18 protein-coding genes are annotated in these 17086 nt (G+C 41.7%); 11 read left to right on the forward strand and 7 right to left on the reverse strand.

Annotated elements, in window-relative coordinates; genetic code table 11:
* Nucleotides 1–7: 7 nt before the first annotated feature.
* Entirely contained in the window at nucleotides 8–1627 is a 1620-nt protein-coding gene (locus AAEY78_RS03315; RefSeq protein ID WP_352337277.1) for a DUF2254 domain-containing protein, read from the reverse strand.
* A gap of 103 nt (nucleotides 1628–1730) precedes the next feature.
* The gene (locus tag AAEY78_RS03320) at nucleotides 1731–3263 is read right to left on the reverse strand and encodes a YihY family inner membrane protein (RefSeq protein WP_352337279.1); all 1533 of its coding nucleotides are present in this window, start codon (nucleotides 3261–3263) and stop codon (nucleotides 1731–1733) included.
* 300 nt (nucleotides 3264–3563) lie between these two features.
* Between AAEY78_RS03320 and wrbA the strand changes: the two genes are divergently transcribed.
* Together wrbA and AAEY78_RS03330 are read left to right on the forward strand one after the other, a co-directional pair.
* Nucleotides 3564–4181: an NAD(P)H:quinone oxidoreductase gene (wrbA, locus tag AAEY78_RS03325; RefSeq protein ID WP_352337281.1), complete on the forward strand. Its 618-nt coding sequence runs from the start codon at nucleotides 3564–3566 to the stop codon at nucleotides 4179–4181.
* A gap of 62 nt (nucleotides 4182–4243) precedes the next feature.
* Nucleotides 4244–4711, forward strand: a complete 468-nt coding sequence (locus AAEY78_RS03330; RefSeq protein WP_352337283.1) for a hypothetical protein — start codon at nucleotides 4244–4246, stop codon at nucleotides 4709–4711.
* 129 nt (nucleotides 4712–4840) lie between these two features.
* Here AAEY78_RS03330 and AAEY78_RS03335 read toward each other — a convergent pair whose 3' ends face one another.
* Entirely contained in the window at nucleotides 4841–5581 is a 741-nt protein-coding gene (locus AAEY78_RS03335) for a DUF3108 domain-containing protein (protein ID WP_352337332.1), read from the reverse strand.
* A gap of 578 nt (nucleotides 5582–6159) precedes the next feature.
* On the opposite strand from AAEY78_RS03335, the gene AAEY78_RS03340 reads away from it, so the two are divergent.
* From AAEY78_RS03340 to AAEY78_RS03350, 3 genes are all read left to right on the forward strand, one after another.
* A complete protein-coding gene (locus AAEY78_RS03340) occupies nucleotides 6160–6450 on the forward strand; it encodes a co-chaperone GroES (RefSeq protein WP_068406801.1) in 291 nt (96 codons plus the stop codon).
* A gap of 88 nt (nucleotides 6451–6538) precedes the next feature.
* The gene (gene groL, locus AAEY78_RS03345; RefSeq protein WP_502943628.1) at nucleotides 6539–8188 is read left to right on the forward strand and encodes a chaperonin GroEL; all 1650 of its coding nucleotides are present in this window, start codon (nucleotides 6539–6541) and stop codon (nucleotides 8186–8188) included.
* Between the two features lie 208 nt (nucleotides 8189–8396).
* Nucleotides 8397–8540, forward strand: coding sequence for a hypothetical protein (locus AAEY78_RS03350; RefSeq protein WP_352337285.1), 144 nt, complete (start codon nucleotides 8397–8399; stop codon nucleotides 8538–8540).
* 58 nt (nucleotides 8541–8598) lie between these two features.
* Here AAEY78_RS03350 and yaaA read toward each other — a convergent pair whose 3' ends face one another.
* The gene (yaaA, locus tag AAEY78_RS03355; protein WP_352337287.1) at nucleotides 8599–9399 is read right to left on the reverse strand and encodes a peroxide stress protein YaaA; all 801 of its coding nucleotides are present in this window, start codon (nucleotides 9397–9399) and stop codon (nucleotides 8599–8601) included.
* Between the two features lie 210 nt (nucleotides 9400–9609).
* Between yaaA and AAEY78_RS03360 the strand changes: the two genes are divergently transcribed.
* The 3 genes from AAEY78_RS03360 to AAEY78_RS03370 all read left to right on the forward strand — a co-directional run bounded on the left by AAEY78_RS03360 (nucleotide 9610) and on the right by AAEY78_RS03370 (nucleotide 11075).
* Complete coding sequence (locus AAEY78_RS03360) at nucleotides 9610–10155, forward strand: acyl-CoA thioesterase (protein WP_352337289.1); 546 nt, start codon at nucleotides 9610–9612, stop codon at nucleotides 10153–10155.
* Nucleotides 10156–10266: 111 nt separating this feature from the next.
* Nucleotides 10267–10476, forward strand: a complete 210-nt coding sequence (gene iscX / locus AAEY78_RS03365) for a Fe-S cluster assembly protein IscX (RefSeq protein WP_182407095.1) — start codon at nucleotides 10267–10269, stop codon at nucleotides 10474–10476.
* A 65-nt stretch (nucleotides 10477–10541) separates the two neighbouring features.
* Nucleotides 10542–11075 carry a GyrI-like domain-containing protein gene (locus AAEY78_RS03370; RefSeq protein ID WP_352337291.1) on the forward strand — a complete coding sequence of 178 codons (534 nt, stop codon included), beginning with the start codon at nucleotides 10542–10544 and terminating at the stop codon, nucleotides 11073–11075.
* Between the two features lie 92 nt (nucleotides 11076–11167).
* On the opposite strand, the gene AAEY78_RS03375 is transcribed toward AAEY78_RS03370, so the two are convergent.
* The 3 genes from AAEY78_RS03375 to AAEY78_RS03385 all read right to left on the reverse strand — a co-directional run bounded on the left by AAEY78_RS03375 (nucleotide 11168) and on the right by AAEY78_RS03385 (nucleotide 14016).
* A complete protein-coding gene (locus tag AAEY78_RS03375; RefSeq protein ID WP_352337293.1) occupies nucleotides 11168–11896 on the reverse strand; it encodes a hypothetical protein in 729 nt (242 codons plus the stop codon).
* Between the two features lie 37 nt (nucleotides 11897–11933).
* The gene (dapE, locus tag AAEY78_RS03380; RefSeq protein ID WP_352337296.1) at nucleotides 11934–13163 is read right to left on the reverse strand and encodes a succinyl-diaminopimelate desuccinylase; all 1230 of its coding nucleotides are present in this window, start codon (nucleotides 13161–13163) and stop codon (nucleotides 11934–11936) included.
* Nucleotides 13164–13248: 85 nt separating this feature from the next.
* Nucleotides 13249–14016, reverse strand: a complete 768-nt coding sequence (locus AAEY78_RS03385) for a 2OG-Fe(II) oxygenase (RefSeq protein WP_352337335.1) — start codon at nucleotides 14014–14016, stop codon at nucleotides 13249–13251.
* Nucleotides 14017–14179: 163 nt separating this feature from the next.
* Between AAEY78_RS03385 and AAEY78_RS03390 the strand changes: the two genes are divergently transcribed.
* The 3 genes from AAEY78_RS03390 to AAEY78_RS03400 all read left to right on the forward strand — a co-directional run bounded on the left by AAEY78_RS03390 (nucleotide 14180) and on the right by AAEY78_RS03400 (nucleotide 16801).
* Entirely contained in the window at nucleotides 14180–15055 is an 876-nt protein-coding gene (locus AAEY78_RS03390) for a 23S rRNA (adenine(2030)-N(6))-methyltransferase RlmJ (RefSeq protein ID WP_352337297.1), read from the forward strand.
* Between the two features lie 10 nt (nucleotides 15056–15065).
* Nucleotides 15066–16022 carry a CDP-diacylglycerol--serine O-phosphatidyltransferase gene (gene pssA, locus AAEY78_RS03395; RefSeq protein ID WP_352337299.1) on the forward strand — a complete coding sequence of 319 codons (957 nt, stop codon included), beginning with the start codon at nucleotides 15066–15068 and terminating at the stop codon, nucleotides 16020–16022.
* Between the two features lie 230 nt (nucleotides 16023–16252).
* The gene (locus tag AAEY78_RS03400; RefSeq protein ID WP_352337301.1) at nucleotides 16253–16801 is read left to right on the forward strand and encodes a hypothetical protein; all 549 of its coding nucleotides are present in this window, start codon (nucleotides 16253–16255) and stop codon (nucleotides 16799–16801) included.
* The last annotated feature ends 285 nt before the right edge of the window (nucleotides 16802–17086 follow it).

Consider the following 17086-nt stretch of genomic DNA (forward strand, 5'->3'; position numbering starts at 1 on the left):
AAGTTACTTAGCTTGATTGTGCTTGTAGCGCGTGGCGAATAGAGGTAGAAAACTCACTGATATATTCAAAGTGTTGATGATGGTCTTTATTATTTTGGATAAAGTGCCGTGCTTGCGTGCACATGGCTTGTAAATCAGTGACCAATTCATCGTAGCTCAGATTTTCAATGCCGGCACGTTCAATTAAAATAAGCTCATGGAGTAAGGTTTGGTACTGGGCATTATTCACACAGGAAAAGCTTAAATCGGTCATTGCCTGACACAGCGCTTTTAATACCATTAAATCTGCCGTGGCATAACGACGTATCTCACCAAGAGAGACGTCCATAAATTCCGATATCTGTGGCATGTTAGTAATGACGGATAATATCGCTAAGCGTTGTTGAGCTACAGGCAAAGTCGTATCATCGCCATCCGCATCAGGGTGCAGGATATGAAAATGGTAAGGACTTGGTGGTTGACGGCGCATCATGATACTGAGGCAAGCAGTAAGCGATTGTACGCAGTTGACTGCTGTTTTTGGGTCATTAATTCCCGGTGATAAGGCGCGTACTGCCACCTCTGTCATTTGACCTAAACTGTATTCGATATCATTAGAATACACGGGACGCGATTCAAGATGGATAGAGCTGGCGAGTCGTTGCCAAAATATCCCATCAGGCGCTCGTGACCTTACTGCCAAATGCGGCGTTTTGGTTTTTCGCACATGGCTTTCATGGCTGTCAGGTCGTTGATAAAAATAGCCGATGACATTATTATCCGTGACGAAAGTACCAAGAGGAGCATGTAGCCGCACCACACCGCCATAGTCGTGCGCCAAGGTAATGAGCGACTCAATATAAATATGCTGCAAATAGCCGGAGCTTGGCGCATAAATAACCGTGGCTTGCCAATTATGATAATTTTGGACATCAGGGTGAGTAATATCCTGCTGGTGTTGCAGATCGCAATGTTCTGTATACCAATACTTTATATTTTTAAGCGCATCATTACTCGCCCCTTGAATGACGTGCGATGCTTGAATGGCATGCACCATATGCTGCACAAAATAGACCAATAATAACGCACAGATAATCGCCATAATAATGGCAAAGGTGACTGCCAGCTGTGGCACGCCAAAAAACACATCCCGTTTATGAATCGCTTTTAATACCAATAGGCTATAACTAAACGTGCCAATAAAAGCGCCAAGTACAAATTGATTGGGCGTATCGGTCAAAAAGTTGCGCAGTAAACGCGGACCAAATTGCGATGATGCCATTGATAGCACCGCAATGGTGATGGAAAAGGTAGTTCCCGCCACGCCCAATACGGCGCCAGCAATGGCAGTCATAATGGCACGTGCCGCATCATCATCACCAGTAAAGGCAAATGTCACCTCATTGATGGTCTCACGGTCAAACTGCTGATCGATAAAAACAAAAAGTGGCGCAAGTAATATGCCAACAAGCACACAAGCTGTCGGGATAAACCAATATGAGCTCATCAGCTGCTGCCACAGGTTTGATAAACGCTCCGGTAAACTGGTCAGGGTCTGCGTTGACCACAGACGTAATAATGTCTTAAGGCGACTAGTACGCATGGAATCAGATGGTTTAAAGGAATGATGCTTCGCATTGGGTTTCACTGTGTACTCTCCGATAGCTTGTCGATAGCATCATCATAGTATCTGTCATATATAACTGACTGATACTATGACCAACCTGAGTTAAGACCGAAGTTAAAACCGATTACTTACGGGCTAATGGATTATCCGCTTCAGTAATAATGTCGCCTTTACTCGATTGTCTGCTCGTACTAGAGGTGGTTGCCCCTTTAGTCATACTGCTATCCGTATCTTCCGGAATCAAGGCTTCATGATTTTGATTGTCATAAGCCACATCACTATGCTTATCGTAAGCTTCGGCATCAAAGCGCTTTGCGCGCAGCTCTGACACTTCACTTTTTGAGTGAGTGCTATTTTCATGATTAGAGCCGTTTTTCTCACCATCTACCGGAGATTTTTGGCGAGGTTCACTACGTGCAAAGATAGCGGCTAGAGGCAAATTTAGCTGATCTTTGGCACAAATTTCTGTATTTTCAAAGCGACCTACCAATAAGCTTAGCCAAGGTTTTTGATTTTCCTGCTTCATCTCATCCAGCTCATCTTTAATCGGCAGCGGATAGGGTAGCGTACGATAAAAATCCCATAAGGTCATATTACTCAGGTCTTTTTTTAGCACATAATCGCCCTTTTCGGTCATCGCTATCAGCTTACTGTCTTCTAGATAGTTGATATAGGTGTACCATTTCGGCAACTCTTTACGCCCAAGCACATTGCGCAGCTCTTGCTCACTCACATCATTACCCTCTAAATGGTTGGTATGCACCAAGTTCAGCATATCGAGCAAACTTAACAACGGATGTCGCGGATAGACCTCTTTAGTTTCAAAAATGGTCAAGGTGTAGCTGATTTCGACACCCAATAAAATCAAATTCCACGACAAATAAATCCATAATAAGAAAATCGGAATCGCAGCAAAGGCGCCATAAATAGCTTCATAACTAGTAAAGTTGGTCATCACCGTACCAAACAGACTTTTCATCAGCTCAAACATAATGGCAACGAAAATCCCAGCAATCGCCGCATTTTTTACTGGCACACGCGCTTTGGGGATAAACCAATACATCGCAATAAAGCCTGCGACAGTGACCACTATAGACACCACTTGTACCCAAAACGACCAATCAATGCCGTAGCCGCCGATTTGCTGATTTAAAAAGCTTAAGCTTTGCACCGTACTTGATACAATAAAAGCCGTGCCTAATACCAGCGGTCCCAAGGTCACAATTGCCCAATAACGCAGCATGGTTTTGAGCCCGCCTGAGCGATCTTCAACGCGCCAGATTTGGTTAAAAGCGCGCTCAATAGTTGTCAAGGTCATAATAGCAGTGACAAATAACACCATCGCCCCAATCGCGGTTAGATTGGTTGATTTTTCCGCAAAGCTATTAATATATTTGCTAACTTGCAAACTTGATTGCGGCAATAAGTTGCTATAAATGACTTCGTAAATTTGTGCCCGAACCGTTGCTAATGCAGGAACGGAAGACAAGATCATTAGCAATACCGTCACTATCGGTACAATAGATAGCATGGTGGTATAAGTGAGCGACGCTGCTTTTTGTTGGCAGTTATCTTCTAAAAAATGGCGCGTTAAAAACCGTAAAAACTGAAACCAATGATTCTGTAAAAACGGGAATTTTTTTATTAATTTTTCCATATCAACCATCTAAATAGGACAAGAGTAAAAGACCAGAAGTAACGACAGTGTAACAAAAAAAAGCGCGCATAATCTGCCCCTTAATTGTGTTGAAATGCAAAGTGGGGCGCTAAGGGACAAAACGACCCTGTCGAATGCAAAAAATCATAAATTGATAATACGGGGTAGGAAGTATAAGACTAAAAATACAAGACGAGTCACAGGCTGTATTTGCATGTAAGCTTGCGAGTCGGGCATAATACCAGCTTTGCTCTGCCAGATTCATTCGACTGTTTATGATATTAAAAGGAAGTGTTGCTCATGAGTCAAACCGCGCCGTACGTACTGGTACTGTATTATTCTAATTATGGTACGACCAAAACGCTTGCTTATGCCATTGCGCAAGGGATTGAAGATGCCGGTATGACCGCGCGTATTCGTACGGTGCCAACGGTTGCCCCTGAGACGACAGCCAGTAAACCTGCCATTCCGGATGAAGGCGACTTGTATTGTACGATGGATGATTTGAAAGATTGCATGGGTTTGGCGCTGGGTAGTCCGACGCATTTTGGTAATATGGCAGCGCCAATGAAATATTTTTGGGACAGTACAGTGACGGTTTGGCTGGCAGGTAATTTGCAAAACAAGCCAGCGTCAGTATTTACTGCTACAGGCTCTATGCATGGCGGGCAAGAAACGACATTGCTTACTATGATGTTGCCTCTGATGCATCACGGTATGATGATAGTTGGTATACCTTATGCTGAGCCTGCGCTTAATCGCACTCATCGTGGCGGTACGCCATATGGCGTTAGTCATGTCAGCGGTGCTGCTCATGATCAACCGGTGTCTGATGACGAGCGTGAACTGGCAATTGCGCAAGGCTATCGTTTGGCAGTCAGTGCCACTGCGTTAGCGAAAGCCGATTGGAAACGCTAAGCGCTAGCTATCAATACTGCCATAAAGCCAATACCATATAAACTAGGAAATAAATACCCCTGATGCCGAACCCTTCTGATAGTAACGACAAAGTTGATATTAATGCAAACGTGGCTGGCAAGCCAATTGCACCCATGCAGCAGTGGTTATTGTTGACATGGATAGTTTGGCTTGGGTATCGTCTGCTGGGTTTGCCTATTTTTATCAGTCTATTTAATCAGACTCATCCAGATATTATTGGCGGTATTGCTTGGCAAGGATTGTGGCTCATTCCAGCCTTTATCTTAACGCCATGGATGTTACGTGGTCGCTCGCCTTATGCGCTATTGGTTGGCAGTATGCTGACGTTGGTTTATCTGGGCGCTAGCGGCGTGGTATTGTTTACGCGCGTTTATGGCAGTAGCTGGCTTGAGATAGTGGTCTATATTGTTGACTTTGCATTGCTATTATTTATTAATATTTGGTTATTTATGCTGTTAAAACGACTGCCTTCGATGAATAATGTGGTAAAAAAGCCTCGTTCACGCTAGTTCTTTAATGACGTAATAAGTAATTGCTCAATAAAAAGCGGCAGCCTAATTAATATGGGCTACCGCTTTTTTATTTATAAGTACAAATAAAACTAAGAACTATGAAGTAAAAAATAGATAAGCCTTACTTTAATTGAGCTTGGTCAATTCTAAATCCATCTTTTTGCCATCATTAATTTGACTGACCTTAACGGGTAGATAATCTAAACTTGGCGCGAGCCAAAAGCTGGTTGAGCGGCTATCATCATCATGTACACGGTCGACCCGCACAGTATCAAAGGTGCCAGCAGGGACGGTAATCTTCGTATTAGCCGATTTTCTAAATAGCGTTTTTTCGATTTTATCGTGTTTTGCCATGTAATAGTTACCAGTAAATTTGCCATTTAATAAATCTTGGCGAATTTGCACCTCTAGGCTTAAGTCATCAAAAGCTTGTTGCGCCATATTAAGCTTAAGGGTTTTACCTTTATAAGTGCTTGCAACCTGCTTTTTACCCGCATTAAAGTTCAAATTATGAGTACGACCCACACCCAACAGCTTATAAGTCGTACTGGCTTGAGTAGGGTTGACGTTATCGCCATTGAGGGTAAAGGCACTAGTTTGCGAAGCCGTTGCTACCCCAGCAACGCGTGCTTTGACATCGTATTTCCAGTTATTGCCTGATTTGGTCAAAGAGCGATTGGCACTGCCTTTATATTTATCTTCAATAGTAAAGCTATAGTCAGCACTTGATGGTTGAACCGCTTTTGCGCTGGCAAGGGTTGGGGCAGTCATACTCAACGCACCCAGCGCTGCGATACTGGCACCCGTAGTCAGTATGGACAATGCTTTGTGTTCCTGATGCTGAGTTTTAGCAGCATCGCTTTTCATAAATTTACTTTTTATAGAATGTAATACAGTCATTGCAAATCCTTGATGCCGTAATGTGCCTAACTATTTAAAACATAGTTATTTAAGCCTAGTTACTTGGCAATAATTTAAGTTATTTGGTTAGCGATATCTTTTATATACTGATATTTAAGCATCTTTTGTTAAACAAACTGATAGTCCGTCAATCGCTGCGTCAGGATATATAATGGTCATCCTTGCTCAGCCTTTCAAGCATTTTATCAACAGAGCAGTGTGCCTCTTGTAGTCAATGTTGCTAAAACCGCTACAATTGTCTTTATAAGTGACAGTGTGTGACTGTATTGCGAACCTTTATTAGTACCGTCACCGATTTTAAGTAATTTTTAAGCAATCTTCTTGTAAATTTTTGGGCTTTACACTTGAAGCCAAATCGTTATGCCCCCACTTTTTGAAACAAGCTTAAGACTTGTTGCTGATTAATGGCTACTTATATAAAGTTAATTAGTTTATTAAAGCCGACTATTGGTAAAAAACGAGTCTTGAGACCATTAACTCAAATAAATCCTTTATTCATCTAACCAACTTTTGGAGTGATATCGATGAACATTCGTCCTTTACATGACCGTATTGTCGTCCGCCGCATAGAAGAAGAAACAAAAACGGCTGGTGGTATCTTGCTTCCTGGCTCTGCTCAAGAAAAACCATCACAAGGTGAAGTATTAGCAACGGGTAACGGTCAGATTCGTGACAACGGCGAAACTCGCGCGCTAGATGTAAAAGTCGGCGACAAAGTATTGTTCGGTCAATATGCTGGTCAAACGGTTAAAGTTGATGGCGAAGAACTATTGATTATGAAAGAATCTGATGTACTGGGTGTATTAGAAGGTTAATTTATTCATTTTAATAAATAACATTCTTAATCGTATTATCAAATCATTCAATTGTATTCTCATACTTATAATAGTGGAGTAATTTATCATGGCAAAAGACGTAAAATTCGGCATTGATGCCCGTAAACAAATGATGGATGGCGTAAATATCCTAGCAAACGCCGTACGTGTAACCCTAGGTCCTAAAGGTCGTAACGTGGTTATCGATAAATCATTTGGCGCGCCTACCATCACTAAAGATGGTGTTTCAGTTGCCAAAGAGATCGAGCTTGAAAATAAATTTGAAAATATGGGCGCTCAATTGGTCCGTGAAGTTGCTAGCCGCACTAATGATGTCGCTGGTGATGGTACGACTACAGCTACCGTATTGGCTCAGTCAATCTTGCAAGAAGGTATGAAATCTGTTGCTGCTGGCATGAATCCAATGGATCTGAAACGCGGTATTGATAAAGCCGTTCGTGCTGCCGTTGAGCAAATCCATTTGTTATCTACACCAGCTGACGATTCAAAAGCGATCGCTCAAGTTGGTTCTATCTCTGCTAACTCAGACACCAAAATTGGTGAACTGATTGCTGAAGCGATGGAAAAAGTCGGTAAGCAAGGCGTAATTACTGTGGAAGAAGGTTCAAGCTTTGAAGATACCCTGGAAGTCGTGGAAGGTATGCAGTTTGACCGTGGTTATATCAGCCCGTACTTCGCAAATAAGCAAGACAGCTTGACCGCTGAGTTTGAAAACCCTTATATCTTGCTTGTTGATAAAAAAATCAGCAATATCCGTGAAATCGTGCCATTACTTGAGCAAGTCATGCAGCAGAGCAAACCATTGCTAATCATTGCTGAAGACGTAGAAAACGAAGCGTTAGCAACTTTAGTTGTAAACAACATGCGTGGCGGCTTAAAAACTTGTGCCGTAAAAGCACCAGGTTTTGGCGATCGTCGTAAAGCAATGCTAGAAGATATCGCAACGCTAACTGGCGGTACGGTTATCTCTGAAGAGATTGGTTTAAGCCTTGAGACTGCGACCCTTGAGCAATTGGGTACCGCTAAGAAAGTCACGGTCGGTAAAGAAAACACCGTCATCGTTGATGGCGCTGGTAACTCTGCTGATATCGAAAACCGCGTGGAATCTATCAAACGTCAAGTTGAAGAATCAACGTCTGACTACGATAAAGAAAAGCTTCAAGAGCGTATGGCTAAACTTGCTGGCGGCGTTGCCGTTATCAAAGTTGGCGCTGCGACTGAAACTGAAATGAAAGAGAAGAAAGATCGCGTTGATGATGCGCTACATGCTACTCGTGCAGCGGTTGAAGAAGGCGTTGTCCCTGGTGGCGGTGTTGCGTTAGTTCGTGCCATGAATGCATTGTCTGAGCTACGTGGTGATAATGACGACCAAAACGCGGGTATCAATATCTTACGTCGCGCGATGGAAGCACCATTACGTCAAATCGTGACCAACTCTGGCGAAGAAGCCTCAGTGGTAGTAAACGAAGTGAAGAGCGGTAGCGGTAACTACGGTTACAACGCAGCTTCTGGCGAATACGGCGATATGCTAGAGATGGGTATCCTTGATCCAGCTAAAGTCGCTCGTTCAGCACTAGAAAACGCCGCATCTGTTGCAGGCTTAATGCTTACGACAGAAGTCATGATTACTGATTTACCGCAAGGTGATGATGGTATGGCTGGCATGGGTGCTGGCGGTGGAATGGGCGGCATGGGTGGAATGGGCGGCATGATGTAATCTATGCTTAGGTATAGAAAAATAATAAAGTCATATTAGTTTTTATAAGAATGTACAGTCAGTAGATATTTCTACTGACTGTCAACCGTCCAGTCGGGTTGCTGTCACCATATGACTGGTTTTAAGTTAAACTAGAATAGACAGCAAAGTCTGAGCTGCTTCACCCCGACTCATTATGAGACGTGGAGCAACGTTATAGGAGTGTCTTATGGCACAACCGATTGTGACGGGTTCAGCGGCTCTAACTGTTCGTGTAAGTGCTTTGGTTATTTTATATACTACTTTTGTATATCTTGATCCTATTGCTCTTATATTAGCGCTTGTAGTCTTGTGGTTGCTAATGGAACGGTAAGAGCAGGGTACGTAGCTTGGGAAGTGACGTACCTTTTTTTTATTTTTATTCGTAGGTATTAAGAATCTACCGCATTCCGTCTAAATACCCATGTTCTATTATCAGAAGCTTCTTTTACGTAGTAATACCCCGCCACATCAAATTGTTTAAGCTGTTCAGCATTAGTTAGCTTATTATCAGCCGCATATTTCACCATCAGTCCACGTGCTTTTTTGGCATAAAAGCTAATCACTTTATACTGTCCATTTTTTTCATCTTCAAAGCGTGGGGTGATAATTTGTGCCGCCACTTTCGGTTTTTTTACTGCTTTAAAGTATTCATTAGAAGCTAAGTTAATTAAAACTTTATCGTCATTATCTGGCTGACTTTCTTTGATACGCTCATTCAATAGCTCAGTGATATGCGTATCCCAAAACTCATATAAATTATCACCGCGCACATTTTTAAGCTTAGTGCCCATCTCTAAGCGGTAGGGCTGAATCAAATCTAATGGTTTGAGTAATCCATAAAGACCGGATAATATCCCTAAACGATTATTTAAATACTGCATGGTAGTTTTATCCATGTCGTAGCTGGCAAGACCAGTATAGACATCGCCGTCAAATAAATAGCCGGCAGGTTTCGCATTATCTGTTGTAAATGGTACTTGCCACTCCTGATTACGCTCAGAATTTAGGGTTGCAAGGGCGTTTGAGAGGCTCATCAGCTCTTGTAAATCTATTGGGTCTTTACTTTTAAGGTGCTGCATAAGTTCAATCGAGCCATCTATAAGCGCAGGCTGACTGTAATGACTGTCCCAATCAATCGGTACAGTATCAGTTTCGTTTAAAGCTTTGGCAGGCGACAATAAAAAATACATCGAAATTCCTTATAAATGGCAGTTTATAAAATCTAAGTAAAAATATAGAACCTTTAAATGTACTGTTCAGTACTAGAAAGTGAATAAATAAAATTACGGCAGCTTTTGTACGTCAAGGTCAATGATGGTAAACATGGCTTGATTAAAAGCAGGCTATACTCATCGCAATAGCTATTCTTCCTATAACAATAATCGATAAGAGAGGACGTTATGAACATGCTAGTGCGTTTTTTTATTATGATAAGCTTACTTAAGCAGCAACAAAAACAGCATCACGAGCAGCAATTAAACGGACAGATGAGTCTAGAGTTTGTGACCGCACCGACGCTCCGTCATTACCGTATCTTACCGCATGATATGGGATTTCGCACCCACTTGCCCAATTATCGCTATTTGTCTTTTATTGAGCTAAATATTACTCACTGGCTGCTGGCATGTTGTCATCAAGCTAACCGTAAATCCTTGCGCTGGATTATTGCCATGCAAGAGATGATTTATTTAAAAGAGGTTAAATTTTTAGATAAAATGTCGGTGAGCAGTCAAGTAGTAGGGTGGGATAACAAGTATGTTTACTTTACGCATCGGTTTTTTGTAAAAAACCAGCTGATGGCAGTGGGTATGACCAAGGTATTATTGATTAATAAGCAAGGTGCTTGCCCGCCAAGTATTTTTAATATGGTGGGCGAGCAGCTCACCGATGTCATTACTACTTGGAATACGCATCAAACCGCAGTGAAATCGACGCCATCCTCATGATAAAGTAACGTGAAATGTGCGCTTAACTATAATCCTTTGTCAAAGTTTGCTAGGATAAGCCATCTTACGCTTAACAATCTTGTTTTTAATATTTATTATAAAGGTATCATTATGACCCCGCAAAAATTAAAATGGACGGACAGTTTAGACATCGCGATTGAGCTGTATGAAAAGTTTCCAGAAACTGACCCACAATTTATTCGCTTTACCGATTTGCATCGCTGGGTGACGGAGCTTGAAGGCTTTGATGATGATCCACAGCGCTCTAATGAAGGCATTTTAGAAGCCATTCAGATGAATTGGATTGACGAGGCGGATTAACACAATATTTGTATTCTCGTTAAATAATGAACATTACCTCAAATAAATATAGGACAGACCACCTTATGACGGCACCCATTCAAGCGCTAACTGAAGACCAAACATGTACAGGTATTAGCATTCGCACCACTAATATTGCTGAAATTAGCCATGAAACGGCAAAAATAGGCAAGCTGTGGCAAACATTTTATCAAAATCATGTGAGCCAACTTGAAAAGGGTGAGGATGTCTATGGCGTTTATCATAACTATGAGAGTGATGATGTCGGCGCTTTTGATGTGGTCGCCAGTTGGAAAGTAGACAGCCAGCAAGATGAGCAAGAACAGTCAGGCAATGACGACACGGCAAGTACGGTCAAAACCATTAAGAATAAAAATGCGAGTAATTTAGTAACGGTCAGCATCCCTGCAGGAAACTATATGGTGTTTGCTGAATACGGTAACATGCCGAATACGGTGATGAATGCGTGGGAGAAAGCATGGGAATATTTTAATGACCCAAGCTGTGAGCATACCCGAACTTATAATGTTGATTTTGAACGTTATGTTGAGGGCAATTTGGAATATGGTCAAGTTGAATTGTATATTGGTATTGAGTAGAGTCGCCAGTCTGTGACGCAATCTTGTCAGTGGCTGTAGGGTGGGTTAGCGCAGCATAACCCACCAATTGAACGATTATGTGTGAAGGTAGATTAAAGCGGCTTAATGATGACGCTCTTTTTAAACACTGTTACTTTCAGACCAGTCAAAACTTCTAAATCCGCCTCTAAGTTTTCAAACTCAGACATAGTGAATTTATTTGGATAATAGCTAATTGAAAGGCTAAGTTCTGAATCGCCTGAGTAACCGAGAGATTGCAATTTAGCGCCATGCCTTTCTACAATTCGCGCTACTTCACTAACTTGTTCGTCATTATCAATAGAAAAACGCGGCCTTTGATTTTGGTCAGCTACTGATGGCCGTAGGATTTCTATTCTTCCCATCTCATTAGTTAATCTACTTTCTTGAATATTCACTACTATAGGAGTGCCTATTAACTCTGACAAAGTTTCTATTAGATGTAAGCGCTTAATTGTTGATAAATTAGCGTTCAAAACATAAATATCAAATGCCTCTATAATTCCTGCATCTGAATAAGCAAGCCCCTGCAATTCGCCACCGTAATTTTTAACAATTCGTTTTATTTCATCTACCTTTTCGCTATCCTTAAGTTTAGACCAATTTATATGGGCTTTTGACTTAAAAACTGAGGTAACAGCACTTGGCTCTTCTTTACCGCTAGCAAGACTACCGTCGTATGATTTTATTACTACTTTAGAGTCTGCGACATCAGAATTTATTTCTCTAACATTGGTGCAGCTACTGATACCTAAACATAAGCTGGCAAATATAAAGAACTGATAAAATTTATCAATTTTCACAATTTCTGATCCCTATAGTATTAATTTAGCTATGCTGTTAATCCAACAATAGATTCTCTAAAATCCCTTCATAAATCTGTGCTAATTTGCCCAAGTCATCCACTTCAATCTTCTCATCAACCTGATGAATCGTTGCATTACGTACGCCAAGCTCAACCACTTGTGCTCCCGTTGGCGCGATAAAGCGTCCATCTGATGTACCACCAGATGTTGATAATGTGGTCTCAGTACCAGTAACCGCCTTAATCGCTTGCTGGCATGCCGATACCAATTTACCTTCGGGTGTTAAGAACGGCTGACCTGATAACTTCCAATCAATATTATATGCGGCTTTAGTGTTTTCATGACTGTTTTGAAAATGCTTATCAAATATCGCATGAGTTTTTGCTTTTAGCTCATCTTCGGTGGTTTCGGTAGAAAAACGGAAGTTAAAGATAACTTCTAATGTTTCAGGAATCACATTGGTTGCGCCCGTACCACTATTAATATTGGAGATTTGCAACGAGGTTGCTGGGAAGTAGTCATTGCCGTTATCCCAAGTAGCAGTCGTTAGCTCTGCTAATGCTTGCATGGTGGCATGAATGGGATTACATGCCAAATGCGGATAAGCAACATGACCTTGTTTCCCAGTGACGGTTAATACCGCGCCCAACGAGCCGCGACGACCGTTTTTGATAATATCGCCCAGCGTATCGGTACTTGACGGCTCACCAACCAGACAATAAGTGATTTTTTCTTGGCGTGCTTCTAACGCTTCAACCACTTTTACCGTGCCATTAATTGACGGTCCTTCTTCATCTGAAGTGATTAAAAAAGCAATCGAGCCATTATGTTCTGGATGATTCGCCACAAAGCGCTCTGCCGCCACCGTAAATGCGGCAATTCCTGTTTTCATATCTGCCGCACCGCGCCCCCATAGATAGCCATCCGCGATAGTTGGAGTAAATGGGGGATACGTCCAATTCTTTTCGTCGCCCGTTGGCACCACATCAGTATGACCGGCAAAGCAAATCACTGGATTGGTCGTACCGCGCCGCGCCCATAAGTTTTTGACTTCAGCATGTTCGCCAGTCTTATCTCTATCACCAAAAGTCATAAATTCGCAATCAAAGCCTGCTTGCTGCAAGCGCTCTGATAATATATCTTGGCAACCGGTATCATCAGGTGTTACCGAAGGGCGTTCTATTAAGGCAATACTCAAATCTAAAGTCGCTTGTTGATGCGTTGATTCGAGATTGGTTAGGGTCTTATTATGAGAGTCAGACATGAGAAGCCTTTTTTACTATGAAGTTATAGATAGAATAATAAAATAGATGTCGTTTGTTTACGATTCTGTATGCGCGTTACATCGCCTAAATATTATCACCCACAAAAGGCACCAACCCATCTCGACGCATCCATGTCGCGATAGAGTAACGTTGACGATGGGCAATTTGCACTTGATGCATTAGGTTGCTGTTAAATATAATTAAGCGATTGGCAGCTGGCATGATCTTATGCGAGCGACCTTGATTATCAACTAACTCTAAAGCCCCACCGTCGTCTGCTGACCAATCATCATTCAGATAAAAAACTGCCGAGATAACCCGTTCATCACGCCCAACTGGATTGTCACTATGCCACTGATAGCCAAAGCCAACAGGATAGCAGGCATAATGCGCCTCGCTATGGCGGATACCTGCGAACAAAGCGCGATTAAGCACTGCTGCCAGCTGATTGATACTATTTAAATAATAAAATCCTGCAAAAAAATCTTTAGTAATCCAGCGAATCTTATCACCGCGAATGTCACTGACCTGAATACCGTCCGTCAACTGCGCGTCGCGATAGTCAATAAAACCGCTTTCCGCTTGTAACGCCAATAATGCCTTACTTTCAAACACCTCATCAATAATAATCCAACCCTCATGGACGAGTTTATCAAGCTGAGTATTATCAAGCCTTTGTTCCCAATTCACCGCAAAATCTACCAGCTGTAGAGCATGTTGCGTCGGCATATCGTTAGCATTCTTATTATTATTTGCCTCACTATTAGGCGATAGCGGCGGCGGATTGTCTGCACCTATGGGATGCGCAATAGGTAAAGTTGTGGGATTCAAATTACTAGTAACGATCGTGATTGCTGTCATTATTGAAGGTTACCCTTGTCCATATGCTGTCGATAGCAGGCATATATGTTGTCTATACTTAACGAATCAACGTCTATTTACTAAAACCAGCGTTATCTTTCACCCATCCTATGCTACCATAGATGCAATTTTTCTTATTTAAACTTTTGAACTTATGAATTATAAACATGCTTATCACGCCGGTAACTTTGCTGATGTGGTTAAACACATTTTATTGGTACAACTGCTCAATCAAATGAGCCAAAAAAACAAACCGTATTATGTGCTTGATGCTTATGGCGGTCGAGGCTTGTATTCACTTGCCAGTGAAGAGGCACGTAAAACGGGCGAAGCCAAAGGCGGCATTCAAGCTTTATTAAAAGCGGATATGGAAAAAGCGCCTACTGCGGTTAAAGATTATGTTGAAGGCATCACCCAAGCACGCTTTACTTATGATAAAAAAGTATATCCGGGTTCGCCGTGGTGGATTGCCCATCATATTGAAAAGAATCCTAGTGGCGGCGTACGCGGTGAAGCATTCGAAGCTAAAGCTAGTGAATATGATGCGCTAAATTATCAATTGCATAAGTTGCCTATTGGTATTCATCATCGCAACTCGTTTGAGGGCATTGCAGCCGTCATTCCACCAAAAGAAAAACGTGGTCTGGTGTTAATTGACCCACCGTATGAGCAAGAGCATAAAGATTTTAGCCGTCTAATTGATTTATTGGTACATTCTTACAATAAATGGCCACAAGGTACTTATGCTCTATGGTACCCCATCAAAAATATTGAAGCGGTAGAGCTGTTTCATAAAAAGCTAAAGCGTACAGAAATGCGCCGTCAGCTGGTTTGTGAGCTGAATATTTATCCGAATGATATTGCGGTGGGTTTGAACGGTACTGGGCTGTTGGTTATCAATCCACCTTGGCAGTTTGACAATCATGCCCGTGAGATATTGCGTTTCTTACAGCCGGCATTGAAAGTGGCTAATGCGCCAAACTTAACCCCTGATAGCGCAACCAATGTACGTTGGTTGGTCGGCGAATAAGGATTTTATGATGACGACTGAACAATCTCTCACCAGTAAGCCAGATATTAATAAGTCTGCTAGCAATAAGCCACAAGCTGATTTATTGCAGGATGGACTGTTACGTGACGGATTATCACATGATGGATTATTACGCGATAGTGCGACAACTCAGCCGCCCTTTATTGACGAGCATGATTTTGATGTGCGTCTTGCGGATAATACCAGCTATGATGGTTTAACGTTTGAGGTGATTGAAGCAGAAGTTGCAGAAGGCAAGCGGGTAGTGAGCCGAGGGGTTTATTTAGCGCCTAATCTCATTACCACATTATCCTTACTATCCGGTTTTTATTCTATCTTAGCCAGTACGCATGGCGAATTTTATAAGGCGTCACTTGCGATTTTCTTATCCGCCATTTTGGACGGTGCCGATGGTCGGGTAGCACGTATGCTTAATGCCCAAAGCCCATTTGGCGAGCAATATGATTCACTGGCGGATATGTTGGCATTTGGCGTAGCGCCAGCCATTCTTATTTATAGCTTTGCCTTGGAGCCACTCGGTCGTATCGGACTTGGTTGCGCGTTTGTTTTTACCGCTTGTGGTGCTTTTCGCCTGGCACGCTTTAACGTTCAAGTCGGTATCGTTGATAAAAAATATTTTGTTGGCTTAGCAAGTCCGCTGGCTGCTATTTTAGTAACGGCTGCCGTCATGGTGGCAATAGACCATAATCAATGGGTTGGACAATCTGACGCATTGATTACGACCTTATTTGCTGCATGGGTGGTGATTTGTGGTTTGCTCATGGTTAGCAATGTGAAATATTATAGCTTTAAAGAATTTGATAAAAAGAAAGTGCCCTTTGTCGTGCTTATCGTTGGTGTACTTGTGATGAGTGTGGTGCTTTACGACATACCGGTCGGCATCCTGGCTATTGGTATCATTTACGCATTATCAGGTATTTTCACCACTTTAAAAGCGAAAATGTAAGCATCACACATATAGATTTATTATTAATAAACTATCGGTAATCAACGGGCTTACAACTAATAACGGGCTTATAAGTAATGTAGTAGCTAATCTTGCTTAATCCTATTATATTACTTATAAGCTACCTTATTTATGGATGCCATTGGTCTATATTCTTTTAGACGAAATATCTAAAATAAACTCGCTTTGTTTCTCTATCCTTTGATTGGATGCTGATAGCCGAGGTTATTATGTTTCGATTAAACCGCTCTAACAAGTCGTCATCTCATATTTTACTATCTCCTATATCAAAAGGCATTGTAACCAGCATCTGTCTTGTTACCTCGCTTATCTCTATACCTGCTTATGCTAGTAATCATAAACCACCAACGCCAATCACTCGCAGTGAAGCGGCAAATCCATCCAATTTTAAATTTATCAGCGTTAATGGTCGTGCCGCAACCTATTCATCAGCCCCATGCCCAGTTGAAAAAGGACTACTTACCTGTGGTCTTGGTAAATTAGCACTCATTAATAGTTTTACTAATGAGATTGATGCGGATTACGATTTGGCGCAAAGCTTTGTATTTCCATCCAAATCTCAGCCAAGAACCGTAGTAGTGGTTGTTACGCGTTCAGGGTTAATGGATGATAGTGTAAGCGCTGAACGTTATCGCGTTAGTTTTAAGTTAGAGGGAAAGCCATCTAATCTAAGTTGGAACTGGGTTCAGTACGGCGTGCAGTATCAATGTGCGCGAGGTAATAAAGCAGGCAAATGGACAAAAGGTTTATGCCCATAGCAATTTTCAACCATTAAAAAAGGAAAACAATAAGAAAGAATAACAGTCATTATCAAGGATGGAAGTAATAAGCAGTCATAGCTTCTATAATCGTTTTAATTGTAGGTTTGTCTTTATTTTAGGTGTCAATGTTTCTGAGTAAACCTTACAAAACTATCAAATTGTTAATTAAATTAGAAATAATGAAATGAAGTATTGACACCCCTATCAAACTCTATATAATACGCCCCACAGCAAAGGAAGCTAGGCGATAAGATAACAAACTTATCACTTAACGGCTTAAGT

Origin of the sequence: Psychrobacter sp. 16-MNA-CIBAN-0192 (assembly GCF_040309565.1) — a bacterium.
Lineage (GTDB): Bacteria > Pseudomonadota > Gammaproteobacteria > Pseudomonadales > Moraxellaceae > Psychrobacter.